This is a genomic window from Streptomyces sp. NPDC041784, from assembly GCF_055591025.1.
Map to the genome: position 1 here is coordinate 14,433 of NZ_JBVJAB010000049.1, position 24,297 is coordinate 38,729.

General features: G+C 73.0%; 19 protein-coding genes and 1 rRNA gene. 5 read left to right on the forward strand and 15 right to left on the reverse strand.

The annotated features are described in order from the left end of the window. Positions 1–120: 120 nt before the first annotated feature. The 3 genes from ACZ6D7_RS44550 to ACZ6D7_RS44560 form a co-directional block, all read right to left on the reverse strand. Positions 121–2,400 carry a tetratricopeptide repeat protein gene (locus tag ACZ6D7_RS44550; RefSeq protein ID WP_469503953.1) on the reverse strand — a complete coding sequence of 760 codons (2,280 nt, stop codon included), beginning with the start codon at positions 2,398–2,400 and terminating at the stop codon, positions 121–123. Between the two features lie 216 nt (positions 2,401–2,616). Then, the gene (locus ACZ6D7_RS44555) at positions 2,617–3,243 is read right to left on the reverse strand and encodes an NUDIX domain-containing protein (protein WP_469503956.1); all 627 of its coding nucleotides are present in this window, start codon (positions 3,241–3,243) and stop codon (positions 2,617–2,619) included. A gap of 121 nt (positions 3,244–3,364) precedes the next feature. Next, positions 3,365–5,032: a CTP synthase gene (locus ACZ6D7_RS44560; RefSeq protein WP_469503992.1), complete on the reverse strand. Its 1,668-nt coding sequence runs from the start codon at positions 5,030–5,032 to the stop codon at positions 3,365–3,367. Positions 5,033–5,621: 589 nt separating this feature from the next. Between ACZ6D7_RS44560 and ACZ6D7_RS44565 the strand changes: the two genes are divergently transcribed. The 3 genes from ACZ6D7_RS44565 to ACZ6D7_RS44575 all read left to right on the forward strand — a co-directional run bounded on the left by ACZ6D7_RS44565 (position 5,622) and on the right by ACZ6D7_RS44575 (position 10,658). Further along, a complete protein-coding gene (locus ACZ6D7_RS44565; protein WP_469503995.1) occupies positions 5,622–7,424 on the forward strand; it encodes a glycoside hydrolase family 15 protein in 1,803 nt (600 codons plus the stop codon). A 111-nt stretch (positions 7,425–7,535) separates the two neighbouring features. Next, positions 7,536–8,918 (forward strand): FAD-binding oxidoreductase, encoded by a 1,383-nt coding sequence (locus ACZ6D7_RS44570; protein WP_469503957.1) that lies wholly within the window; start codon positions 7,536–7,538, stop codon positions 8,916–8,918. A gap of 96 nt (positions 8,919–9,014) precedes the next feature. Further along, entirely contained in the window at positions 9,015–10,658 is a 1,644-nt protein-coding gene (locus tag ACZ6D7_RS44575) for a PucR family transcriptional regulator (RefSeq protein ID WP_469503959.1), read from the forward strand. A 6-nt stretch (positions 10,659–10,664) separates the two neighbouring features. Here the strand turns inward: ACZ6D7_RS44575 and ACZ6D7_RS44580 are convergent, their stop codons facing one another. The 5 genes from ACZ6D7_RS44580 to ACZ6D7_RS44600 all read right to left on the reverse strand — a co-directional run bounded on the left by ACZ6D7_RS44580 (position 10,665) and on the right by ACZ6D7_RS44600 (position 16,060). Continuing rightward, on the reverse strand, positions 10,665–11,792 hold the full coding sequence (locus tag ACZ6D7_RS44580) for a glycosyltransferase family 4 protein (RefSeq protein ID WP_469503960.1): 1,128 nt from the start codon (positions 11,790–11,792) through the stop codon (positions 10,665–10,667). A gap of 364 nt (positions 11,793–12,156) precedes the next feature. Then, complete coding sequence (gene recN, locus ACZ6D7_RS44585; protein WP_469503997.1) at positions 12,157–13,875, reverse strand: DNA repair protein RecN; 1,719 nt, start codon at positions 13,873–13,875, stop codon at positions 12,157–12,159. 80 nt (positions 13,876–13,955) lie between these two features. After that, on the reverse strand, positions 13,956–14,861 hold the full coding sequence (locus ACZ6D7_RS44590) for an NAD kinase (protein WP_469503962.1): 906 nt from the start codon (positions 14,859–14,861) through the stop codon (positions 13,956–13,958). Beyond that, positions 14,858–15,673 (reverse strand): TlyA family RNA methyltransferase, encoded by an 816-nt coding sequence (locus ACZ6D7_RS44595; protein ID WP_469503964.1) that lies wholly within the window; start codon positions 15,671–15,673, stop codon positions 14,858–14,860. Before ACZ6D7_RS44595 ends, ACZ6D7_RS44590 begins: the two co-directional genes overlap by 4 nt. Positions 15,674–15,775: 102 nt before the next feature. Continuing rightward, positions 15,776–16,060, reverse strand: a complete 285-nt coding sequence (locus tag ACZ6D7_RS44600; RefSeq protein ID WP_469503967.1) for a hypothetical protein — start codon at positions 16,058–16,060, stop codon at positions 15,776–15,778. A 42-nt stretch (positions 16,061–16,102) separates the two neighbouring features. On the opposite strand from ACZ6D7_RS44600, the gene ACZ6D7_RS44605 reads away from it, so the two are divergent. Next, positions 16,103–16,450 carry an SCP2 sterol-binding domain-containing protein gene (locus tag ACZ6D7_RS44605; protein WP_469503969.1) on the forward strand — a complete coding sequence of 116 codons (348 nt, stop codon included), beginning with the start codon at positions 16,103–16,105 and terminating at the stop codon, positions 16,448–16,450. Here ACZ6D7_RS44605 and ACZ6D7_RS44610 read toward each other — a convergent pair. The 4 genes from ACZ6D7_RS44610 to ACZ6D7_RS44625 all read right to left on the reverse strand — a co-directional run bounded on the left by ACZ6D7_RS44610 (position 16,434) and on the right by ACZ6D7_RS44625 (position 20,558). Continuing rightward, the gene (locus tag ACZ6D7_RS44610) at positions 16,434–17,321 is read right to left on the reverse strand and encodes an ABC transporter ATP-binding protein (RefSeq protein ID WP_469503970.1); all 888 of its coding nucleotides are present in this window, start codon (positions 17,319–17,321) and stop codon (positions 16,434–16,436) included. The genes ACZ6D7_RS44605 and ACZ6D7_RS44610 overlap by 17 nt on opposite strands. Continuing rightward, on the reverse strand, positions 17,318–18,400 hold the full coding sequence (locus ACZ6D7_RS44615; protein ID WP_469503975.1) for a FecCD family ABC transporter permease: 1,083 nt from the start codon (positions 18,398–18,400) through the stop codon (positions 17,318–17,320). Before ACZ6D7_RS44615 ends, ACZ6D7_RS44610 begins: the two co-directional genes overlap by 4 nt. Beyond that, on the reverse strand, positions 18,397–19,440 hold the full coding sequence (locus ACZ6D7_RS44620; RefSeq protein WP_469503978.1) for a FecCD family ABC transporter permease: 1,044 nt from the start codon (positions 19,438–19,440) through the stop codon (positions 18,397–18,399). Before ACZ6D7_RS44620 ends, ACZ6D7_RS44615 begins: the two co-directional genes overlap by 4 nt. An 89-nt stretch (positions 19,441–19,529) precedes the next feature. After that, the gene (locus ACZ6D7_RS44625; RefSeq protein ID WP_469503981.1) at positions 19,530–20,558 is read right to left on the reverse strand and encodes an HAD hydrolase-like protein; all 1,029 of its coding nucleotides are present in this window, start codon (positions 20,556–20,558) and stop codon (positions 19,530–19,532) included. A gap of 72 nt (positions 20,559–20,630) precedes the next feature. On the opposite strand from ACZ6D7_RS44625, the gene ACZ6D7_RS44630 reads away from it, so the two are divergent. Beyond that, entirely contained in the window at positions 20,631–21,914 is a 1,284-nt protein-coding gene (locus ACZ6D7_RS44630) for a DUF1015 domain-containing protein (protein ID WP_469503984.1), read from the forward strand. Between the two features lie 68 nt (positions 21,915–21,982). Here the strand turns inward: ACZ6D7_RS44630 and ACZ6D7_RS44635 are convergent, their stop codons facing one another. From ACZ6D7_RS44635 to rrf, 3 genes are all read right to left on the reverse strand, one after another. Further along, positions 21,983–22,876, reverse strand: a complete 894-nt coding sequence (locus ACZ6D7_RS44635) for a tetratricopeptide repeat protein (RefSeq protein ID WP_469503999.1) — start codon at positions 22,874–22,876, stop codon at positions 21,983–21,985. After that, positions 22,768–23,988 carry a hypothetical protein gene (locus ACZ6D7_RS44640; RefSeq protein WP_469504002.1) on the reverse strand — a complete coding sequence of 407 codons (1,221 nt, stop codon included), beginning with the start codon at positions 23,986–23,988 and terminating at the stop codon, positions 22,768–22,770. Before ACZ6D7_RS44640 ends, ACZ6D7_RS44635 begins: the two co-directional genes overlap by 109 nt. A 218-nt stretch (positions 23,989–24,206) precedes the next feature. Then, a 5S ribosomal RNA gene (gene rrf / locus ACZ6D7_RS44645) occupies positions 24,207–24,297 on the reverse strand; the annotation flags it as partial.

Genomic DNA, 24,297 nt, shown 5'->3' on the forward strand with positions numbered 1-24,297 from the left:
AGGGTGTGGTGCACAGCAAGAGAAACCCGGATGTAGCGGGCACACCGGGATACACCGCAGGAGAAGGTGCGGCAGAGCCAGTCTAATGAAGGTGTTCCCGCTGTCTAGCCTTCCAATGCATCAATCTTCAGCGGATGTACTGCGGATTTCGCAGGCGTTAGCGTCATGTTCCAGCTGTTCTGGCTCAGGAACGCCCTCCGGAGCCCGCTTCCGAAGCCGCTCCGCGTCGGGCACCTGGACCGGCTCGGCGTCGCGCTTCGGCTCGCGTTCCATGGCGCGCCCCGGCTCACGTCCCGCACGTTCCAGCTCACGGCCCGGCTCGTGATCCGGCCCCTGGTCCGGCTCCTGGTCCGGCTTCTGGTCCGGCTCTTGGTCCGACGTGCGATCCGGTTCGTGATCGTGCCTCTCGGCCGGACGCTCCTCCCCCAGGATGCGCTCGGCCGCGCCGCGGTGCAGCCGGGCGGCGGTCGGGTCGCCCAGGTGCTCCAGGGTGTCGGCCAGCCTGAGCTGCACCGCCGCCTGGAGCCGGGCATCCTCGGCGCGCCGGGCCCACTCCACCGCCTCCTGGCAGGTGCGCAGCGACTCCTCGGGCCGGCCCGCGTACTCCTGGACCCGGGCCAGCTCGCTCAGCGCCCGCGCGTGCGCGGCCACATCACCGTTCTTGCGGTGCCCCGAGGCGGCGGCCCGCCAGTTGCGCTGGGCCTCTCCGTAGCGTCCCGCGTAGGTGTGCGCGGTGGCGATCCGGCCGTAGAGGCGGGCGGCGTCCGCGCGCTCGTCACGGGCCAGCCGCTGGGCGAGGGCCCGGCCGAACCAGTCGGCGGCCCGCTCGTAGTCCCCGAGCTCCAGATGCGCCCCGCCTACGGATTCCATCGCGCGGCCGGTCGCATACGGGTCGTTCGCCTCCCGTCCGGCGTCCAGCGCCGCCCGGTAACGGGCCAGGGCCTCCGCGGTGCGCCCGGTCCGGGCGTCCACGTCGGCCAGGTTCAGCAGGGCCGCGGCCCGCTCCCGGGGCAGGTCGCGGCGCTCGGCCACATCGAGGACGAGCTGGTGGATCCGGTACAGGTCGGGCGCCACGGCCTGGGTGCCGAAATGCGCGACCATCGCCCTGACCAGCTGGGACATCAGCCGGCGGGCCAGGGTGTCCAGCTCCCCGTCGGCCACGGCGGCCCGGGCGGCGGCGAGCAGGGCGGGCCGGCGGATGCGCAGCCAGTCGGCGGCCGCACGGGGGCCGGGGAAGCGCAGGGCGCGGGGGGTGCCCTGGAGCTTCTCGCGGGCCTGCGGGTTGTCGGTCTCGGCGATGGCCCGGCAGGACTGGAGCAGCCGGACCGTCCGCTCCAGCATGCGGGCGCGGGCCAGCTGGAGCTCGGCCGGGCGCTCCTGGGTCTCGGCGGCGGCCCGCAGCAGGGGGTGCAGACAGCCGGGGACCTCGTACTGGGGCAGCGGTGAGGCCACCACCCGCAGCAGGCCGAGGGCGGCGAGGTCGTCCAGGGTGGTGTGGGCGGCGCCCACCGAGCAGCCGGCGAGCGCGGACGCCGTGTGGGGATCGACCAGGCCCGCCGGGGCGAGGGAGAGCAGCCGCAGTATCCGGGCGGCGGGGGCGGGCAGCGAGGCGTGCACGAGCCGCAGGATCCGGCTGAGCGGGGTGCCCTCGTCGCCCTCGGCATGCAGCTGCTTGGCGAGGTCGGCGACGGCAGCCTGGGGCCGGGCGGCGAGCCAGCCGCCGGCCAGGATCAGCGCGGCGGGCTGCCCTTGGCAGGCCTCGACGAGCGCCTCGGCGGACCGGGGGTCGACGGTGATGCGGACCGAGCCGGTGTAGCGGGTGAGCAGTTCGAGGGCGGACTTGGTGTCCAGGCCGCCCAGGGTGCAGGGGCGGACGTCCGAGATGCCGGTGAGCGGGCCCGCGGAGACGGCGACCAGCAGACACTCCGGGGTGTCCGGCAGCAGCGCGTCGACCTGCTCGGCGCCGGCCGCGTCGTCCAGCAGGAGCAGGACGCGCCGGTCGGCGAGGGCCTCGCGCAGGGTGGCCGAGAGGTCGTCCGCGTCGGCGCCGGCCGGGGCCGGCACGCCGAGGGCGGCGAGCAGTTCGCGGGCGGCGCGTTCGACGGGGACGGGGGTGCCGTCGGGCTCGGCGAGGCGGGCGCGCAGGACGCCGTCGCGGTAACGCTCGGCGACCTGCCGGACCAGTTCCTCGGCGAGCGCGGTGCGCCCGGAGCCGGGCCGGCCGGCGATGAGGAGCACGCGCGCGCGGGGCACCTTCCGCCCGGCGATGGTGTCCAGTCCCGCGCGCTCGATGTCGGCGCGCAGTTCCTTCAACTCCCGGGTACGGCCCAGGAAATGGCCCTCTGTCGCAGCGTGTCCGGACAGCTGCACGCCGCCTGTGTCCACTGCCTGATCCGCCACGGGCCACTCTCCCGTCCCACGCACGTGCTGGACCCGCCGGGACTCCGGATCGGGCCGTTCCAGAGCCTAGTTCACGCTCTGCGACGTTCCTGGCGGAGGACGGCGGGGCACGGCCGGGACATCCCCCGATCGGATCAGGCGATCGTCACACCGGAGGTGTCACACGGGGGCGCCCAGGACGAGGTCACGCCTCGACCACGGGGGCCGAGGAAGAAGTCACGCCTGGAACGGCCGGGCCGGCCACGGCGCCTCCGCCGGGCGCAGCGCGTCGACGCCGTCCCCGGCGCGCACGGCGGCCAGCGACAGGACGCCGACGACCAGGCAGTTGTTGTGCACATCGCCGGCGAGCACCGCCCGGACGAGGTCACCGACGGGCACACGCGCGTACTCCATGTCGGCCTCCTCGTCCTCGACCTCGAAGCGCTGCCCGTCGGCCTCGGACAGCCCGCGCGCCAGGAAGATCCGTACGGACTCGTCGCAGCCGCCGGGGGTCGTGTACACGTCGGTCAGGACCCGCCAGTCCTCGGCCTTGACGTGCGCCTCCTCGTACAGCTCGCGCTGGGCGGCGTGCAGCGGGTTCTCGCCGGGCACGTCGAGCAGCCCGGCCGGGATCTCCCACAGCCTCTGCCGTACGGGGTGGCGGTACTGCTTGATGAGCAGGACCCGGTCCTCGGCGTCGAGGGCGAGGACGGCCACCGAGCCGGGGTGGACCTGGTAGTCGCGGCGGACCACCGAGCCGCCGGGCATGACCACCTCGTCCGTGCGGACGGAGGTCTTGTTGCCCACGAAGGGGGTCTCCGTGGACCGGATCTCCCATGCCTCGGGGGTGTCCTTGATCGTCATGCCTTGCCCTTCCCACACGTGCTCACCGAAGACCGGCGGAAGACCGGTAGCGGACCGGCAGAAAAAAACCGGGGTGCCCACCTTTGAAGGTATGCACCCCGGCCACCGTACAACTGGTGTGTTACTTCGAATTCTTCCGCTCGACAGCCGCCTTCACGAGGCCGGCGAAGAGCGGGTGCGGACGGGTCGGCCGCGAGCGCAGCTCGGGGTGGGCCTGGGTGGCGACCAGGTAGGGGTGGACGTCGCGCGGGTACTCGACGTACTCGACGAGCTTGCCGTCCGGGGAGGTGCCGGAGAACAGGATGCCGGCCTTCTTCTCCAGCTCCGCGCGGTAGGTGTTGTTCACCTCGTAGCGGTGCCGGTGGCGCTCCTCGACGTACTCCTTGCCGTCGTAGACCTCGCGCACGATGGAGCCCTCGGCCAGCTTCGCCGGGTACATGCCCAGGCGCATGGTGCCGCCCATGTCGCCCTCGCCGGCGACGATGTCGAGCTGCTCGGCCATGGTGGAGATGACCGGGTGGCTGGTGGCCGCGTCGAACTCGGTGGAGTTCGCGTCCGTGATGCCGGCGAGGTTGCGGGCCGCCTCGATCACGATGCACTGCAGGCCCAGGCACAGGCCCAGCAGCGGGATCCGGTTCTCGCGGGCGTAGCGGATCGCGCCGACCTTGCCGAGCACACCGCGGTCGCCGAAGCCGCCCGGGATGCAGATGCCGTCGACGTCGGCGAGCTGCGCCGCGGCACCGGCCGGGGTCTTGCAGTCGTCCGAGGTGACCCACTTGATCTTCACGCGGGCCCGGTTGGCGAACCCGCCGGCGCGCAGCGCCTCGGTGACCGAGAGGTAGGCGTCGGGCAGGTCGATGTACTTGCCGACCAGGGCCAGGGTGATCTCGTGGTCGGGCTTGTGGACGCGGTCGAGCAGGTCGTCCCAGGTCGTCCAGTCCACGTCGCGGAACGGCAGGTCCAGCTTGCGGACGACATAGGCGTCCAGGCCCTCGCCGTGCACGGTCTTGGGGATGTCGTAGATCGAGCGGGCGTCGGGGCAGGCCACCACGGCGGCCTCGTCGACGTCGCACATCAGCGAGATCTTCCGCTTGATCGCGGTCGGCACCTCGCGGTCGCAGCGCAGCACGATCGCGTCCGGCTGGATACCGATGTTGCGCAGCGCGGCCACCGAGTGCTGGGTCGGCTTGGTCTTCAGCTCGCCCGACGGGCCGATGTACGGCAGCAGGGAGATGTGCACGACGAAGACGTTGTCCCGGCCGACCTCGTGGCGGACCTGGCGGACGGTCTCCAGGAACGGCAGCGACTCGATGTCGCCGACCGTGCCGCCGACCTCCGTGATCACGACGTCCACCTCGTCCGTCGCCATGCGGCGGATGCGGTGCTTGATCTCGTTGGTGATGTGCGGGATGACCTGCACGGTGTCGCCCAGGTACTCGCCGCGCCGCTCCTTGGCGATCACCGTCGAGTAGACCTGGCCGGTGGTGACGTTGGCCGAGCCGTCGAGGTCGCGGTCGAGGAAACGCTCGTAGTGGCCGATGTCCAGGTCGGTCTCGGCGCCGTCGTTGGTGACGAACACCTCACCGTGCTGGAAGGGGTTCATCGTGCCCGGGTCGACGTTCAGGTAAGGGTCGAGCTTCTGCATCACGACGCGCAGGCCCCGCGCCTTGAGCAGCATGCCGAGGCTGGAGGCGGTCAGCCCCTTGCCGAGCGAGGAGGCGACACCCCCGGTGACGAAGATGTGCTTGGTCGTCGTAGCGGTGCTGCGTCGAAAAGCAGCCGGCGGCATGGCCAAGAGGGGGCTCCCGTGGTCGCGGTCTGGGGATGCGGTACGGCACTGCGGCCGGAGGTTTCCGGGGGTGCCGTCGCTGCGGTTCGGGGGTTTCGAGCCCTCCGGTCCACGGGCTACCAGGGTATCAGCGCCTCGGAGAGATGGCTTCCGCCCACGCTCCGTGCGCACACCGACACGGCACGTACGCGTTCCGGACGTCAGGGCTGGCCGAAAACAGGTCGGACGGGCATGGACGCGACCCCACTGGGCACACGCGCACCAGTGCCCACCAGGCTCTCACCCATTGCTCACCCGTTCGGCCCACCCACGTTGCCCGGAGCAGCACGCAGATCATCTACGTGCGTCGTATCCTGCTCGGACACTCGCTGCCGAGCCCGCCGGCCGAACACGGCACCACCCCCGTCCGTATCCACCGGAACAACGAGAGCTCGTCAGTTCGTTGAGCAAAGAATTGGCGTTTTGCCCATACGGCTGAGCGGCTGCTTTGCTTCATCGCTCAACGACGCATTACAACGACCCCTTGACCGCACTAGCGACAGCCCCCGTTCCGCATGGGGGTAACGTGGCCGTTCGACTGGAGTTGCACGTGGCCGGGCGCATCGAAGACTACGCACTCATCGGAGACATGCAGACCGCTGCCCTGGTCTGCCGTGACGGGACAGTGGACTGGCTGTGCCTGCCCCGCTTCGACTCGCACGCGATCTTCGCCGGTCTGCTCGGCACCGAGGAACACGGCTTCTGGCGGCTGGGCCCGGCGCACGCGTCCGACACGCAGCCACCGCGCGCGGCCCGGCGCACCTACCGGGGCGACTCGCTGATCCTGGAGTCCGAGTGGGACACCCCGCGCGGCACGGTCCGGGTCACCGACTTCATGCCCCCTCGCGACGGCGCGCCCCAGCTGATCCGCATCGTCGAGGGCGTCACGGGCCGCGTCCCCATGCGCTCCACCCTGCGCATGCGCTTCTCCTACGGCCGGGTGGTCCCCTGGGTGCACAAGCACGACGGCCGCACGGTCGCCGTCGCGGGCCCGGACTCGGTGTGGTTCGACACCACCGCCGAGACCTACGGAAAGTCGCTGACCACCTACGCGGACTTCACCGTCGCCCCGGGCGACCGGATCGCCTTCACGATCTCCTGGCAGCCCTCGCACAAGGAACCGCCGGCGCTGCCGGAGCCGGAGCAGTCGCTGGAGGCGACGGAGGAGTTCTGGCGCGAGTGGGTCGAGCACTGTACGTACCACGGCCCCTACCGTGAGGCCGTGATCCGCTCGTTGATCACGCTCAAGGCCCTGACGTACGCCCCCACCGGCGGCATCGTCGCCGCGCCCACCACCTCGCTCCCCGAGGACATCGGCGGCGTCCGCAACTGGGACTACCGCTACACCTGGCTGCGGGACGCGGCGATCACCCTCTCCTCCCTGCTGCGCACCGGCTACCGCGAGGAGGCCCGCGCCTGGCGCGAGTGGCTGCTGCGCGCGGTCGCCGGCGACCCCGAGAACCTCCAGATCATGTACGGCATCGCCGGCGAGCGCGAGCTCGGCGAGGCCGAACTGGACTGGCTGCCCGGCTACGAGAACTCCGCCCCGGTCCGGGTGGGCAACGGCGCCGCGCACCAGCTCCAGCTGGACGTCTACGGCGAGGTCACCGAGGCCCTCCACCTGGGCCACATGACCGGCCTCGCCCGCAACGACTACGCGTCCCTCCTCCAGCTGAAGCTGATCCGCTACCTGGAGGACCACTGGGACGAGCCGGACGAGGGCATCTGGGAGGTGCGCGGCCCGCGCCGCCACTTCGTGCACTCCAAGGTCATGGCCTGGGTCGCGGTGGACCGCACGATCAAGCTGATCGAGTCCGGGGACGCGGACGGCCCGCTGGAGAAGTGGCGCACGCTGCGCGACGACATCCACCGGGACGTCTGCGAGAAGGGCTACGACAAAGAGCGCAACACCTTCACCCAGTCCTACGGCTCCCGGGAGCTGGACGCGTCCCTGCTGCTCATCCCGCAGATGGGCTTCCTGCCGCCGGACGACAAGCGGGTGATCGGCACCATCGAGGCGATCCAGCGCGAGCTGTCCACCCCGGACGGCTTCATCCTGCGCTACCCGACGCAGGGCGACCACGAGGGCGTGGACGGCCTCCCCGGCGACGAGGGCGCCTTCCTGGCCTGCTCGTTCTGGATGGCGGACGACCTCGCGATGATCGGCCGGGTCGACGAGGCCCGCCGGCTCTTCGAGAAGCTGCTCTCCCTGCGCAACGACCTCGGTCTGCTCGCCGAGGAGTGGGACCCACGCCTGCAGCGCCAGGTCGGCAACTTCCCGCAGGCCTTCAGCCACGTCCCGCTGATCGACACGGCCCTGCGCCTGACCGCGTCGGGCGCGTACGGCGGCTGACCTCCCCGGCCGGGGTCCTACGGCCCGGTGACGTCCGGCGGTCGAACAGGACCGCCGGACCCCGCCCGCCTACCCTGGAGCCAACAGCCCCTGCACGGAAGGGGGCGCCTCATGGCCTCCCCATCGAAGGCGGGCGCGGCCCTCACCGCGCTGCGCGAGGACCTGGTCGGCGACGTGTTCGCCCCGGGAGATCCGGGCTACGACGACGCCCGGACCGTCTTCAACGCGATGATCGACCGGCGTCCGTCGGTGATCGCCCAGTGTGTGGACGAGGCCGACGTCGTACGGTCGGTGCGGTTCGCCCGTGATCTGGACCTGCCCATCGCGGTGCGCGGCGGCGGGCACAGCGTGGCCGGCAGCGCGCTGGGCGACGGGGCCGTGGTGGTCGATCTGCGGCACATGCGCGCGGTCACCGTCGACCCGGCGGCCGAGGCGGTACGGATCGCCGGCGGCGCCACGATGAGCGACCTGGACCGCGCCTGCGAGCCGTACGCCCTCGCCACGACCGGCGGGCGGGCCTCCACCACCGGGGTCGGCGGTTTCGTCCTCGGCGGCGGCACCGGCTGGCTGGACCGCAGCTGTGGGCTGGCGGTCGACAACCTGCTCGGCGTGGAGCTGGTCACCGCTGACGGCCGCCAGGTGCACGCCAGCGCGGACGACAACACCGACCTGTTCTGGGCCCTGCACGGCGGCGGCGGAAACTTCGGCATCGCCACTTCCCTCACCCTGAAGCTGTACGAGCTGCCCGAGTTCTCCATCGCCCTGCTGCTGTACCTCCCGGAGTTCGGCCGGGAGGCCACCCGCACCTACCGCGACCTGATCGCGAACGCCCCGGACGAGGCGAGCGGCGCCGTGCTCTACCTGACCGGCCCGCCCGAGGAGTTCGTCCCGCCGCACCTGGTCGGCTCCCTGCTGTGCGGGGTGCTGCTGACGTACGCCGGATCCGAGACGGACCTGCGCAAGGTGGCCGAACCGCTGCTGGCGCTGCCGCACGAGGGCGAGGTCGTCGGCGCGATGCCGTACGCGGACGTGCAGTGCATGCTCGACGACCCGCCGGGGATGCGGAACTACTGGTCGGCGGAGTACCTCACGGGCGCGCCCGACGACTACGTGGAGGCCTTCTGCGCCCGCGGCGAGGCCATGCCCGTGCCGACGGGCACCCTGCACGCGCTGTTCCCGCAGGGCGGGGCGATCGCCGCCGGACCGCACGAGTACCCGGTGCCGTACCGGGACGCGCCGTGGGGTGTGCACCCCTTCGGGCTCTGGGAGGACCCGGCCGACGACGAGCGCTGCGTCCAGTGGGTCCGGGACGTCCGCGCCGACGCGCAGCCGTGGAGCACGGGTGCGGTCTACCTCAACTTCATCGGCGACGAGGGCGCCGACCGGGTCGTGGCCGGAGTGGGCCCCGAGAACGCCCGGCGGCTCGCCCAGGTGAAGCGGGAGTACGACCCCGACAACGTCTTCCGCTTCAACCACAACATCAGGCCGGCCTGAGCATCCTCGGCGTCCGCTCCCCCACCAGATCGCCCGCCGGCATCGACGGGTCCCCGAAGATGCTGCCGGAACGTCCGCGCGGGTAGCGTCCGCTGCATGGACAGCCGCACGGACCACCGACTCGACAGCCAGGGCGCCGGCATCACCGTCCGGCGCGCCCTGGAGCTGCCCGGCCTGCGCAGCGGGCTCCCCGAGATCCTCGCGGGCGGCGACCGGCTGGGGCGGACCGTGCGCTGGGTGCACGCGGGCGAGGTCCCGAACATCGCCTCGCTGCTCAAGGGCGGCGAGCTGCTGCTGACCACCGGCTACGGCCTGGGCACCCGTCCGGCCGAACAGCGGGCGTTCGTCCGCACGCTGGCCGAGCGGGGCATCGCGGCGCTGGTGATCGAGCTGGGCCCGCGCTTCACCCGGCTGCCCGCGGCCCTGGTGGAGACGGCACGGTCGTCCGGGCTGCCGCTGGTCCAACTGCACCGCGAGGTGCCGTTCGTGGCGGTGACGGAGGAGATCCACACCGAGATCGTCAACGGCCACTACGCCCTGCTCCAGCGGGCGGAGGAGGTGCACCGCCGCTGCACGGAGGCGCTGCTGGGCGGCGGCGGGATCCCACAGGTGCTGGGCATCCTGGCTGACTTCAGCGGCAACCCGGTGTTCCTTGAGACGACGGACGGCCAACTGCTGTACGCCGCCGGTGAGGGCCCGGAGGGGGCGGATCCGCTCCAGGTGTGGGAGGGGATGCGCGGCCCGCACAAGGACGCGCCGCCGCCCGCCGGTTCGGTGCTGGTGGACGTGCCCGGCGGCGGACCGGGGGCGGGTTCGGTACGGGCCCGGCTCGTGCTGCTGCCCGTGCGCGCCCCGCTCGCACCCGTGCACCGGATCGCCGCCGAGCGGGCCGCCGGGATCCTGGCCGTGGTGCTGATGCAGGCCCGCCAGGAGGAGGAGCTGGCGGCGCGCGGCCGGGGCGACTTCCTCACGGACCTCGCCGAGGGCCGGATCGCGCCGGACGACGCCCCGGCGCAGGCGCGCGTCCTCGGTTTCAAGCCGGGCACCGGCCCGCTGCTGCCGGTCGTGATGCGGCTCGGCGACACGCTCTCGCCCGGCGGAGGCTGGGCGGTGCTGGCGCGGGCGGTCGCGGAGGAACTGGCGTCGGTGGGCGTGCCGGTGCTGCTCGGTGTGCGGCCGGTGGAGGGCCGGGTGCCGCTGCTGCTCGGCCTGCGCTCGGAGTCGGAGCGCTCGGCGGTGGCCGACCGGGTCGCGGCGGCGCTGCGGGCCGGGGTGGAGCGGGCCGGGATGCAGCGGCCGGGCGCCCCGCCGCCGGTGGTGGTGGTCGGGGTCGCGGGCGGCTGGGCGGCGGCCTCGGCGGGCCTGCGGCACGCGGCGGAGACGGCGACCGCCGCCCAGGGCCTGACGGACCGCCCCTGGTACGACGCCCGCCGGCTCGACATCGACCTGCTGCTGTGGCGGCTGCGCGACCATCCCGACCTCGCGGCGTTCGTGGACCGTGCGATCGGCCCGGTCCGCGACCACGACGTCCGCTCCAAGCCGCCGCTGCTGCCCACCCTGGAGACCTATCTGGCGCATGCGGGCCGCAAGGCGGAGACGGCCCGCGAGCTGCACCTCAACCGGCAGACGCTCTACAACCGGCTGGCCCGCATCGGGGAGTTGCTGGGCACGGACCTCGACGACCCGCAGACCGTCCTGGCGTTGAGCCTGGCCCTGCGGGCGCGCCGGCACGTGCCGTGAGCCGGCTCAGATCATCGGCCGGGGCTGCGTCAACTCGTCGTAGACGCTGAGGACCTGGGCGACGGTCTCGTCCTCGGTGGGCCAGGTGGCCGTCTGCCGGCTGCCCAGGTCCCGCAGCGCCTCGCACCGTTCGGGGTCGGCGAGCAGCCGGAGGACGGCGTCGGAGAAGGCGTCCGCGTCGTCGGCCGGCACCAGTTCGGCCGCGTCGCCGACGAGTTCGCGGATCCCGCCGGCCAGGACGGCGACGAGCGGCACGCGCGCGTGGAGCGCCTCCTGCGCCAGGACCGACCGGGACTCCCCGCGGCCGGGCAGCAGCGCGAGATCGGCGGCGGCCAGCAGTTCACCGACGTCGTCCCGCCGCCCGATCAGCCGGACGGGCAGTTCCTCGTCCTCGATCCGGCCCTGGAGCGCCGGCCGCAGCGGCCCCTCGCCCGCGACGACGACCAGCGGCGCGGGATCGAGGCCACGCCAGGCGCGGGCGGCGTCCAGCAGCAGGTCGTAGCCGCGGTGGCGGTCCAGGGAGCCGACGGCCATGAGCAACGGGCGGCCGATCGCGCCGAGTTCGGCCCGCACCTTGGGGTGCGGCGGCTCGGCGTCCTCGCCGCCCTCGGTGACCCGGGGGCCGGGCAGCGCCACGGCCGCCAGCCGCGCGTCCCGGGCGCCGGTACGGCGGGCCCGGTCCACGAGTTCGGAGGTCGTCCCGAGCACCACGGCCGCCGCCCTCGCCACCCTGCGCTCGAGAAGCCGCAGCAGATGCGCCCGGGCGCCTTCGGCGTGCGCGCGGTTGTGCCAGGTCACGATGAGCGGGGTGGGGCGCCCGCTGAGCGCGAGGACGGCCCGGAAGGAGGCGTGCAGCCCGTGCGCGTGGACCAGGTCGGCGTCCGTGCAGGCCGCTCGCAGCGCCGCCACGGACCCGGGGTCGCTGCTGCGCGGCACGTGCACGTGTTCGGCGCCGGCGCCCGTGAAGTCGTAGGTGTGATCGGCGTCCGATGGGGCGCACACCGTGACCCGCACGCCCCGTGCGACGAGCCCCGCGGCCAGGGAGCGCACGTGCGCGCTGCTGGCGGCGTTGCCGCCGCCCAGCACCTGTACGGTGCGCAGCGACGACTGGCCGTGCGGTGAGTGGCTGCTCACGTGGCCGGGGCTCCTGGTTCGGCGTCGGACGGTCACGAAGAAAGTACCGAAGGACCGGGCGGAGGGGTGGACCGCTCAGCTTCCTCCACGAACTACGCCCAAGGATGCCAGCACGCACGGGTGTTCCGTGCCGCCGAGCGGCCCGGCATCCGGCGACACGGCGGCACAGGTCACCCACACGAGTGAGGAAAGTCGGGGTTCCGTTCGATTACCGGACCAGCCTCTGCACCTGCACCTGCCTCCGCACCCGCACCCGCACCCGCACCCGCACCCGCACCCGCACGGACAACGCGAGCGGGGCGGGACGGAACCCGTGGGTCCCCTCCCGCCCCGCACCGGAAGCGTCGTATGCGTCGTCGCGCGGCTACGCGTCCGCCCGTGCCGCCGCCAGCAGCTCCTCCGCGTGCGCCCGCGCCGTCTCCGAGTCCTCCTGACCGGCGAGCATCCGGGACAGCTCCCGGATCCGCTCCTCGCCCTCCAGGACCTTCACACCGGACCGGGTGACCGACCCGTCGTTGGTCTTCTCGACCAGCAACTGCCGATCGGCGAACGCGGCGACCTGCGGAAGGTGGGTGACGACCACGACCTGCGCGCTCTTCGCGAGCTTCGCGAGCCGCCGCCCGATCTCCACCGCCGCCTTGCCGCCGACACCGGCGTCGACCTCGTCGAAGAGGTACGTCGGCACCGGGTCCGTCCCCGCGAACACGACCTCGACGGCGAGCATCACGCGCGACAGCTCACCGCCGGACGCGCCCTTGGCGATCGGCCGCGGCGGCGCCCCCGGATGCGGGGCGAGCAGCAGCTCGACCTCGTCGACACCCGACGGCCCGTACCCGACCGCACGCCCGCCGACCTCGACACCCTCCGGGTCCTCGGTCTGCCGGATGGCGAACGACACACGCGCGTGCGGCATCGCCAGCGACGCCAGCTCGGCGGTCACCGCGGCGGCGAACCGCTCGGCGGCCTCCGTGCGCGCGTCCGACAGCGCCTGCGCGAGACCGCCCAGTTCGGTCCGCAGCGCGTCCCGCTCGGCGGTCAGCTCGTCGATCCGCTCGTCGTCGCCGTCCAGCTCGGAGAGGCGCCCGGCGCCCTGCTCGGCCCACTCCAGGACGGCGTCCACGTCCTGCCCGTACTTCCGGGTGAGCCCGGTCAGCGCGGCCCGCCGCTCCTCCACGGCCGCCAGCCGCCGCGGATCGGCGTCCAGGTCGTCGGCGTACCCCGCCAGCTCCCCCGCCACATCGCCGAGCAGGATCGCGATCTCCCCGATCCGGTCGGCGAGCGCGGCCAGCGCCGGATCGTGCGACCTGACGGCCTCCAGGGCCCGCTGGGCGACCGCGACGAGCGTCGCCGCGTCGATGCCCTCGGGATCCTCGGGATTGCCCGCGAGAGCCGCGTGAGCGGCCGTGGCGGCCGAGGACAGCGCCTCCGCGTGCCCGAGCCGCTCCGCCTCCTCCGACAGCTCCGTGTCCTCCCCGGCGCGCGGCTCGACGCCCGCGATCTCGTCGAGCCCGAAGCGCAGCATGTCGGCCTCCTGGGCCCGCTCACGCGCGCGCGTGACGATCTCGTCCAGCTCCACGGCCACGGCCCGCAGCCGCCGGTAGGCCTCGGTGTACTTGGCCAGCGGCACGGCGACGGCGTCCCCGGCGTACCGGTCCAGCGCCTGCCGCTGCCGGGACAGCTTCAGCAGCCCCTGCTGGTCGGTCTGCCCGTGCACGGCGACCAGCTCGTCCGCCAGCTCGGCCAGCACCCCCACCGGCACGCTCCGTCCGCCGACGTGCGCCCGTGAGCGCCCCTCGGCGGAAACGGTACGGCTGATGAGCAGCGCCCCGTCGTCCAGCTCGGCCCCGGCCTCCTCTGCCCGTACGACCACCGAGGCACCCGCGGGCAGGGAGATCCGTCCCTCCACGACCGCCCGCTCGGCGCCGATCCGCACGAGCGCGGCATCGGCACGCCCGCCCAGCAGCAGCCCGAGGCTGGTGACCACCATGGTCTTGCCCGCACCCGTCTCACCGGTGACGGCGGTGAAGCCGGGCGACAGTTCGACGACAGCGTCGTCGATGACTCCGAGCGACCGTATCCGCATCTCCTCCAACACGGAGAAGACCTTACGAGGTCCGACCGGAGAAGTGCGAGGCACCCTGTCACCCGGGCGAGTGGACGACCCTAATGCCGAGCCCCTCGCCACCCCGAAACGGGCAGCGCGAACTTCGCCACCAGCCGGTCGGTGAACGACGCGTGATGCAGTCGCGCCAACCGCACCGGCACGGCCCCCCGCCGCACCTCCACCCGGGCACCCGGCGGCAGCTCGAAGGTCCGCCGCCCGTCGCACCACAGGACGCCCGGCGGGATGTGGGGCAGCAGCTCCACGGCGAGCACCGAGTTCGGCGAGGTCACGAGCGGCTTCGCGAACAGCGCGTGCGCGCTGATCGGCACCATCAGCAGCGCCTCGACCTCGGGCCACACCACCGGCCCGCCGGCGGAGAACGCGTAGGCGGTGGACCCGGTGGGCGTCGACAGGACGATCCCGTCGCACCCGAACCCGGTCACCGGCCGGCCGTCGATCTCCAGCACGACCTCAAGCAGCTTCTCGGCGCCCGCCTTCTGCACGGCCGCCTCGTTCAGCGCCCAGTCCGTGTGCACGATGTCCCCGTTGCGGTGCACGACGACATCGACGGTCATCCGCTCCTCGACCTCGTACGCCTTGGAGACGACGCGGTCGACGACCTTGTCGAGATCGTCCCGCTCGGCCTCGGCGAGGAACCCGACACTGCCCAGGTTGACGCCGAGCATCGGCACCCCGGACGCCCGCGCGAACTCCGCGCCGCGCAGCAGCGTGCCGTCACCGCCCAGGACGATGAGCAGCTCGCACCCCTCCAGGCACTGCGGCGTGGCCTCGGAGACCAGCTCCACCTCGTCGGGCACATGCAGGTCGGCGGCCTCGTACTCGAGGACGCGCACCCCGATGCCCTCGCGCAGCAACCCCTTCACCACCAGTTCCGCGCTGCGGATCGCGGCGGGCCGGCCCGTGTGGGCGAGCAGGAAAACAGTACGAGCTCGGTTCTGTGTCAACGCGGCCCCTCCGCAACTGCACGGTCAACGTCGGTCGGGTCGAGGGCAGGCGCCCCGGCCCGGAGCCACAGAAAGTACTCGACATTGCCCGAGGGCCCGGGCAGCGGGCTGGCGGTGACACCCTTCACCCCGAGTCCCAGGTCCCACGCCTTCCCGGCGACGCCGCGCACCGCCTCGGCCCGCAGCTGCGGACTGCGTACGACGCCCCCGCTGCCGAGCCGTTCCTTCCCCACCTCGAACTGCGGCTTGACCATCATCACCAGATCCGCGTCCGGCCCGGTGCACCGCGCCAGGGCCGGCAGCACCAGCCCGAGCGGAATGAAGGACAAGTCCCCCACGACAAGATCCACAGGCTCCCCATCGATCGCTTCAAGCGTCAACTCGCGTACGTTCGTACGGTCCTTGACGGTGACGCGTTCATCGCTCTGAAGAGACCAGGCGAGTTGTCCGTATCCGACGTCCACGGCGACGACGTGCGCGGCCCCCGCCCGCAGCAGCACGTCCGTGAACCCGCCGGTGGACGCGCCGGCATCCAGCGCCCGCCGCCCCGCCACCAGGAGCCCCTGCGGCACGAAGACCGCGAGCGCCCCGGCGAGCTTGTGCCCGCCCCGGGAGACGTAGTCGGGGTCGTCGTCGTCGACGGCGACGACGATCGCGGCGGCTGTCTCCACCTGGGTGGCCGGCTTGGTCGCGACGGTCTTGCCGACGGTGACCCGCCCGGCGGCGATCAGCTGCCCGGCGTGCTCACGCGAGCGCGCGAGCTTCCGGCGGACCAGCTCCGCGTCCAGACGACGACGTGCGACTCCTGCCACGTTCGGTTCAGCTCCTACGGCTTGTAAGACGATCTAAAGGTGTGACCCGAAGGGTCTCATCAAGGGGTGGTGGTCGGGTCTCATCAAGGGGTGGTGGTCGGGTCAAGGGGTGGTGGTCGGGTGACGGGCGGGAGCCGTAGGTCCCGGGCGGGCGTCGAGCGCGGTGAGCGCGTCGCGCAGCCCCCGGTGTACATCCTCGTACACCTCGACATGTCCGTCCGTGGCGAGGTGGTCGGCGTCGGCCAGCCGGTCCAGCTGGGCGTCGACCTCGGCGTGGCCGGTGGGGGTGCGCGGGACGGCCAGCGGGGCGGGCGCGGCGGGTTCGTACTCCCGTTCCACCGGCGCGGCCTCCGGCTCGGGCACGGTCTCCGGCACTGTGTCGCTCATGCCCAGACGCTACCCCGAACCGCTGGGGTACCGTCGGTCACGATGGCGACGATCGAGGAGTGCCGTGCGGCACTCGAGAAGCTCTCGGACAACATGGGCAACGCCGAAGGGGACGTCCGCACGGCCGCGTCCCTGGACCGCTCGGTGAGCTGCCGGATCACCGACCTGGACGTCACGTTCGTCGGCCGGATGACCGGCGGCCGGATCGTGGTGCAGGACACCCTTCAGGGCCCTCCCCCGCAGAAGGCCGAGATCAGGCTGACGATGACCGGCGACGACCTGGTCGCGCTGGTCGACGGCGAGCTGAACTTCGCGAAGGCCTGGGGTTCGGGCCGGGTACGGCTCGAGGCGGGCCTGCGCGATCTGTTCCAGCTCAGGAAGCTTCTGTAGCGGCCGCCTGCCCGGCCCGCGCCCGCGCCTTGCGGGCCGCCGGCACCACCAGCGGCGTCCCCGTCTCCGGGTCGTCGATGACCTGGCAGCTCAGCCCGAAGACCCGCTCGACCAGCTCGGCCGTGACGATGTCGTTCGGCGCGCCCTGCGCGATGACCTCGCCGCCCTTCAGCGCGATCAGATGGGTGGCGTACCGGGCCGCGTGGTTGAGGTCGTGCAGCACGGCGACGAGCGTGCGGCCCTGCTCCTCGTGCAGTTCGGCGCACAGGTCGAGAACATCGATCTGGTGCTGGATGTCGAGGTAGGTGGTCGGCTCGTCGAGCAGCAGCAGCGGGGTCTGCTGGGCGAGCGCCATCGCGATCCACACCCGCTGCCGCTGGCCGCCGGACAGCTCGTCGACATACCGGTCGGCGAGTTCGGCGACCCCGGTCTGCGCCATGGACTCCCGCACGACCCGCTCGTCCTCGGCCGACCACTGGCGCAGGATGCCCTGGTGCGGGTAGCGGCCGCGGCCCACCAGGTCGGCGACGGTGATCCCGTCCGGCGCGATGGACGACTGCGGCAGCAGCCCGAGCGTGCGCGCGACCTTCTTCGCGGGCATCGACTGGATCACCTGCCCGTCGAGCAGCACCCGCCCCTCGGAGGGCTTCAGCATCCGCGACAGCGCCCGCAGGAGCGTCGACTTGCCGCACGCGTTGGGGCCGACGATCACGGTGAAGGAGTTGTCGGGTATCTCCACCGACAACTGTTCGGCGATGACCCGCTGGTCGTAGGCGAGGGTGACGTTCTCGGCGGACAGGCGGTTCACGATGCTCCTCGAGTTGTTCAGATCTGCCGCCGGGCGGCTCTTCACGTCTGCCGAGCCGCTCATATCCGGCCCGCCTTGCGCTCGGTGACAAGGAGCCACAACAGGTAGACGCCGCCCAGCACACCGGTGACCACACCCACCGGCAGCTGCCCGTCGCCGAAGAGGCGCTGCGCGGCCCAGTCGGCGGTGACCAGCAGGGCGGCGCCCATGCACAGCGACGGCACGAGGTTGGGGCCCGGCGAGCGGGTCAGGCGCCGGGCGAGCTGCGGCGCGGTCAGCGCCACGAAGCTGACGGGGCCCGCGGCGGCGGTGGCGGCGGCCGTGAGCAGGACGGCGCAGACCAGCAGCAGCATCCGTACGCGCTCCACGCGCACCCCGAGGGCATGGGAGACGTCGTCGCCCATCTCCATCATCCGAAGGCCCCGCGCGTTGGCGAGGACCAGCGGGACGAGCAGACAGCACAGCCACAGCAGCGGCCAGACCTGCTTCCAGTCCCGGCCGTCGAGCGTCCCGGTCATCCACACGACCGCACGGGCCGCGTCGACGAAGTCGGCCTTGGTGAGCAGATAGCCGTTGACCGCCGTGGCCACGGCCGAGACGCCGATGCCGACGAGCACCAGCCGATAGCCGTGCACTCCCTGCTTCCAGGCCAGCAGGTAGATCAGCGCTCCGGTCACCAGCCCGCCGACCAGCGCGCCGATCGTGACCTGGGCGGCGCTCCCGGAGAACAGCACGATCATCACGAGCGCGCCGGCCGTCGCCCCCTGCCCGAGCCCCAGCACGTCCGGACTGCCCAGCGGATTGCGGGAGACGGCCTGGAACAGCGCGCCGCCGAGCCCCAGCGAGGCCCCGACCAGCAGCCCGACCAGGACGCGGGGCAGTCGCAGGTCGTTGACGATGAACTCCTGGGCCGCGGTGCCCTCGCCGAGCAGCGTGCGCACCACGTCCCCGGACGAGATCGGGAAGTCGCCGGTGCCGATCAGCACTACGCTCGCGGCGAGCGCGGCCGCCACCAGCAGCACGACGACGACCAGCGCCCGCACGTCCAGCCGCACGGACAGCCCGCCCGGGCCGCGCACCGCACGCACACCGCCCCCGCCTGCCACGCTCTTCACGGCGTTCTTCGCCCTTGCGGTCCTCACAGCTGGGCCGTCCTCCGGCGTCGTACGAGAAAGATGAAGACCGGCCCGCCGATGAGCGCGGTGATGATGCCGACCTGGACCTCCGCCGGGCGGGCGACGACCCGGCCGAGCACATCGGAGCCGAGCAGCAGAACCGGCGACAGGATCGCCGCGTACGGCATGATCCAGCGCAGGTCGGGGCCGGTGAAGGAGCGGACGACGTGCGGGACCATCAGCCCGACGAACACGATCGGCCCGCACGCGGCGGTCGCCGCACCGCACAGCACCGTGGCGGCGAGCATCGACAGCGCCCGGGTGCGGGTGAGGTTGGCGCCCAGCGCCTTGGCCGTGTCGTCGCCCATGGCCACCGCGTTCAGCGGCCGGGCGAGGGCCAGCGCGAGCAGCGTGCCGACGACCAGGAACGGCAGCACCTGCCAGATGGTCTCGTCGGTCGCCGAGGACAACGAACCCACCGTCCAGAACCGCATCCTGGCGAGCGCCGCGTCGTCCAGGATCATCACGGCCTGGAGATAGCCGTAGAGCGCGGCGCTGATCGCCGTACCGGCCAGCGCGAGCCGCACCGGGGTGGCGCCCCGGCTGCCGCCGAGGAACCAGACGAGCGCGCCGACCGCGGCCGCGCCGAAGAAGGCGAACCACACATAGCCGCTCAGGCTGGTCACACCGAAGTACGTGATGGCCGTGACGACCGCCGCCGAGGCACCCGCGTTCAGGCCCAACAACCCCGGGTCGGCCAGCGGGTTGCGGGTGAGCGCCTGGAGCACCGACCCGGACAGCCCCAGCGCCGCTCCGGCGAGCAGCCCCAGCACGGTCCGCGACAACCGCTCGTCGACGACGACGTCCGCGTACGTCCCCGAGTCCGCGAACAGCCCGTGCCAGACCTGCGCCACGGACAACTCCTTGGCGCCGACGGCGATGCTCGCCACCGCCACCAGCAGCAGGACCGCCACGGAGACGAGCAGACCCGCGGAGCGGATCACCCGGCGCTTCGGGGGCGCGGGGGCGGCTTCCGCGCGCTGTTCGGGAACACTGTCGACCAACACGCAGTTAGGTTAGCCTACCCTCCCCGCCGGGCTCGATGCCTGGTCACGGGCCCGGCGGGGTTCACAGGTTCAGCGCACCGGGGACCGTCTCACAGCCCCAGCCGCGCCAGCGCCTTGCCGCCGTCCAGCGCACAACTCCCTTCCCCCGCCGCCGTCCAGGCCGCCGCGCACAACGCCCGCAGCCCGTCCAGCGCGTCGCCGTCCCCTTCCAGCTCCAGGCGCTCCGCACCCGCGGTCGCCGTCCACCCTCCGCACCGGAACCCGGACCCTGCTGCGGCCACCTCCGGCTGCCCGATGAGCAGCCCGCGCAGATCGGCGTCCACGAACGTGGGCCGGTGCCGCGGCGGCGCGGCCAGCAGCTGCGCGCCGTCCGTCACCCCGGTGAGCACCAGCAGCGAGTCGACCTCCCCGTTGAACGCCCCCTCGATGTCCGTGTCCAGCCGGTCCCCGACCACCAACGGCCGCTCCGCGCCCGTCCGCAGGATCGTCTCCCGGTGCATCGGAGGCAACGGCTTCCCCGCGACCTGCGGCTCGGCCCCGGTCGCGATCCGCACGACCTCCACCGCCGCCCCGTTCCCCGGCGCGATGCCCCGCCCGCTCGGAATCGTCAGATCGGTGTTGGACGCGAACCACGGCACCCCGCGCGCCACGGCGTAGGACGCCTCCGCGAACCGCCCCCACGGCAGATCGGGCCCGCCGAACCCCTGCACCACGGCCGCCGGATCGTCGTCCGCCGACTCCACCGGCACCAGCCCCCGCTCCCGCAACGCGACCCGCAGCCCCTCCCCTCCGATCACCAGCACCCGCGACCCCGCCGGCACCTGCTCGCTGATCAGCCGCGCCACCGCCTGCGCCGACGTGATGACCTCACCGGCCGCCGTCGGTATCCCCAGCTCCGTCAGATGCCCGGCCACGGCATCCGGCGTCCGCAGCGCGTTGTTGGTGACGTACGCCAGCCGCATCCCGCCCGCCCGCGCCGTGGCCAGCGACTCGACGGCGTGCACGATCGCGTTGCCACCCGCGTACACCACCCCGTCCAGATCGAGCAGCGCCGTGTCGTACGCCTCGCTCAGGGCCTGCCCACTGCCCTCGGGCCTCGTCCTGACGCTCTGGCTCATTCCACATCGCTCCTCGTTCGCTCGCCTTTCCCCGATCATCCCGCATGCCACCGACACACGTACGATGCCGGGATGAACACAGCAGGTCACTCGGAAGCAACGGCGCCCCGAGGCCTGGAACTCACCCCGTTCCGAGGCCTGCGCTACGACCCCGACCGGGTCGGCAGCCTTGCCGCCGTCACCTCTCCGCCGTACGACGTCGTCGTCCGCCCCGACGGCCTGCACCACCTCCAGGACGCGGACCCCCACAACATCGTCCGGCTGATCCTCCCCCAGGCCACCACCCCCGCCGCGCGCAACGAGCAAGCCGCCGACACCCTCCGCCGCTGGCTCGCCGAGGGCGTCCTCACCACCGACCCCGAGCCCGCCCTGTACATCTACGAGCAGCGGCACGCGGACGGCATGATCCAGCGCGGCATCATCGGCACCCTGCGCGTCTCCGACCCGGCGGAGGGCATCGTCCTGCCCCACGAGGACGTCATGCCGCACGTCGTCGCGGACCGCGCGGCCCTCATGCGCGCCACCCACGCCAACCTCGAACCGCTGCTGCTCACCTACCGCGGCAACGGCGCGACGGCGGAGATCGTGGACCGCACCGCCGAGCGCCCCCCGCTCCTGTGCACCACCACCGAGGACGGCTACAGCCACCGTCTGTGGGCCGTCACCGACCCCACCGACACGGCCCGCGTCCAGGCGGACCTCGCCCGCCACCAGGCCCTCATCGCCGACGGCCACCACCGCTGGGCGACCTACCGCCGGCTCCACGCCGAGCACCCCTCCCCCAGCCCCTGGGACCACGGCCTGGTCCTGCTGGTCGACACCGCCCGCTACCCGCTGCGCGTCCGCGCCATCCACCGCCTCCTGCACGGCCTCCCGGTCGCCGACGCCCTGGCCGCCGTGGACGGCCTGTTCCACGTCCAGCACCTGACGGTCCCTCTCCCGCAGGCCCTCGACGCCCTGGCGGACGCGGCCTGCGCGGGCAACGCGTTCCTGCTGGCGGGCGACGGCGCCTTCCACCTCCTGGACCGCCCCGACCCCGCGCTCCTGGCCCGCACGGTCCCCCAGGACCGCCCCGCGGCCTGGCGCACTCTGGACGCCACGGTCCTTCACGCCGCCCTCCTCGACCACGTCTGGCACATCCCGGAGGACGACCCGACCCGCATCGCCTACATCCACGACACGGCCGCCACGGTCAGAAAGGCGGAACGCGACGGCGGTACGGCGGTCCTGCTGCACCCCGTCCGCGAGGAGGTCGTCCGCGACCTCGCCCGCCAGGGCGTCACGATGCCCCGCAAATCGACGTCGTTCGGCCCGAAGCCGGCGTCCGGCCTGGTCCTGCGCGCACTGGACCTGTGAACGCGAGAAGGGGCGGGCCCCCGGCCACCGCCGGAGTCCCGCCCCTTCCGTGTCACGGGTGACGGACGTCAGTCCTTGTCACCTTCGTCTTCCTCGTCTTCCTCGTCCTCGTCCTCATCGTCTTCCTCCGCCTTCACCGGCTCGACGACGGTCCGCTCGGGCTCGGAGCCGACCTCGGAGCCGACCTCGGAGCCGACCTCGGAGCCGACCTCGGAGTCGACCTCGGAGTCGACCTCGGAGTGGGGCTCCGCGACGGGCTGCGCGAGGGGCTCGGAGCCGGCCTCGTCAAGCGCGTCGACGAACTCCACCCCGTCCATCTCGGCGAGCCGGTCGGAGGCGTCCGTGGTGCCGTCCCGGTCCGCCTCGAGGGCCTTGGCGAACCACTCCCGGGCCTCGGCCTCACGCCCGGCCGCCAGCAGCGCGTCGGCGTAGGCGTACCGCAGCCGCGCGGTCCACGGCTGGACGGAGTTCGACGCCAGCTCGGGGCTCTGGAGCGTCACGATGGCCGCGTCGAGCTGGTCCATGTCACGCCGGGCCCCGGCAGCGACGAGCCGCATCTCCACCTGGCCGGCCTTGTCGAGCTTGTTGACCTCGGGGGCACCGGCCATGTCCAGCGCCTTCTCCGGCCGCCCGAGCCCACGCTCGCAGTCGGCCATCACCGGCCACAGCTCCACCGACCCGGTCATCCGCCGCGCGGCCCGGAACTCGGCGAGCGCCTCGCTGTACTTCTGGGTGGCGTACGCCGCGAACCCGGCCGCCTCACGCACCGCGGCGACCCGCGACGCCAGCCGCAGCGCCACCTTGGAGTACCCGTACGCGCCCTCGGGGTCCTCGTCGATCAGCCGCGCGACCATCACGAGGTTGCGGGCGACGTCATCGGCGAGCGTCTTCGGCAGACTCTGAAGCTCCTGCCGTACGTCCTTGTCGATCTCCTCGCCGGTGACGTCCTCCGGGATCGGCAGCCGCTTGATCGGCTCACGGTCACGGTCCCGCTCGTCACGGAAGCGGCTGCCGCCACGACGGTCGTCGCCGCGCCGGTCGTCCCGACGGTCGTCACGCCGGTCGTCACGTCCCCGGAACCCACCGGGCCTGCCGCCACGGTCGTCACGGCGGAAGGCCGGGCGGTCACCGCGGTCGTCACGACGCGGCCCACGGTCCCGGTCGTCACGCCGGAAGCCGCCACGCTCACCACGGTCCCGGTCGTCGCGCCGGTCGTCCCGACGGTCATCACGGCGGTCGTCGCGCCGGAAGCCGCCACGGTCGTCGCCACGCCGGTCGTCGCGGCGGTCATCCCGTCGATCGTCACGGCGGTCGTCCCGACGGAAACCGCCCCGGTCGCCTCGGTCGTCACGGCGGTCGTCCCGACGGTCGTCGCGCCTGTCGTCACGGCGGAAGCCACCACGGTCACCGCGGTCGTCGCCACGGAAGCCGCCGCGGTCGCCACGGTCGTCACGGCGGTCGTCGCGCCGGAAGCCGCCACGGTTGTCGTCACGGCGGAAGGCCGGGCGGTCACCGCGGTCGTCACGGCGGTCGTCACGGCGGTCGTCGCGGCGGAAGCCGCCACGGTCGTCACCTCGTCGGTCGTCGCGCCGGTCGTCCCGGCGGTCGTCACGGCGGTCGTCACGGCGGCCGTAGCCGCCACGGTCCCGGTCGCCGAACCCACCGCGGTTGTCGTCGCGTCGGAAGCCCGGGCGGTCACCGCGGTCGTCCCGCCGGGGCCCACGGTCCCGGTCGTCCCGACGCGGGCCACGGTCGTCACGCTGGAACGCCGGACGGGAACCGCCTCGATCGCCCTCGCGCCGGTCGTCTCGGCGGCCGTACCCACCGCCACCGCGGTTGTCGTCTCGTCGGAAGCCCGGGCGGTCACCGCGGTCGTCTCGACGCGGCCCACGGTCCCGGTCGTCCCGACGCGGGCCACGGTCGTCACGCTGGAACGCCGGACGCGAGCCGCCGCGGTCGCGGTCGCCGTGACCACCACGGCTGTCGTCACGCCGGCCATGACCGCCACGGTTGTCGTCCCGGCGGTCGTTGTCGCGGCGGAAGCCACCGCGATCGCCGCGATCGCCGCGGTCACGGTCGCCGCGGTAGCCGCCGCGGTCGCCCCGGTCCCCACTGTCCCGTCGCCGCTGGTCGCGCTCCGGTCGATCGTCGGGAGAGTTGGTGGACATGGTGACTCCTGTCTTCGGTACCGCAGTCATTCTCGCGCAGTCGGGAACCCCGCGCGCTCCGGAAAAAACAAAAAGGACCCCTGGTCCCAGCTGAACGCTGGGACCAGGGGTCCTTCCAAAGATTGTTCGGCGGTGTCCTACTCTCCCACAGGGTCCCCCCTGCAGTACCATCGGCGCTGTAAGGCTTAGCTTCCGGGTTCGGAATGTAACCGGGC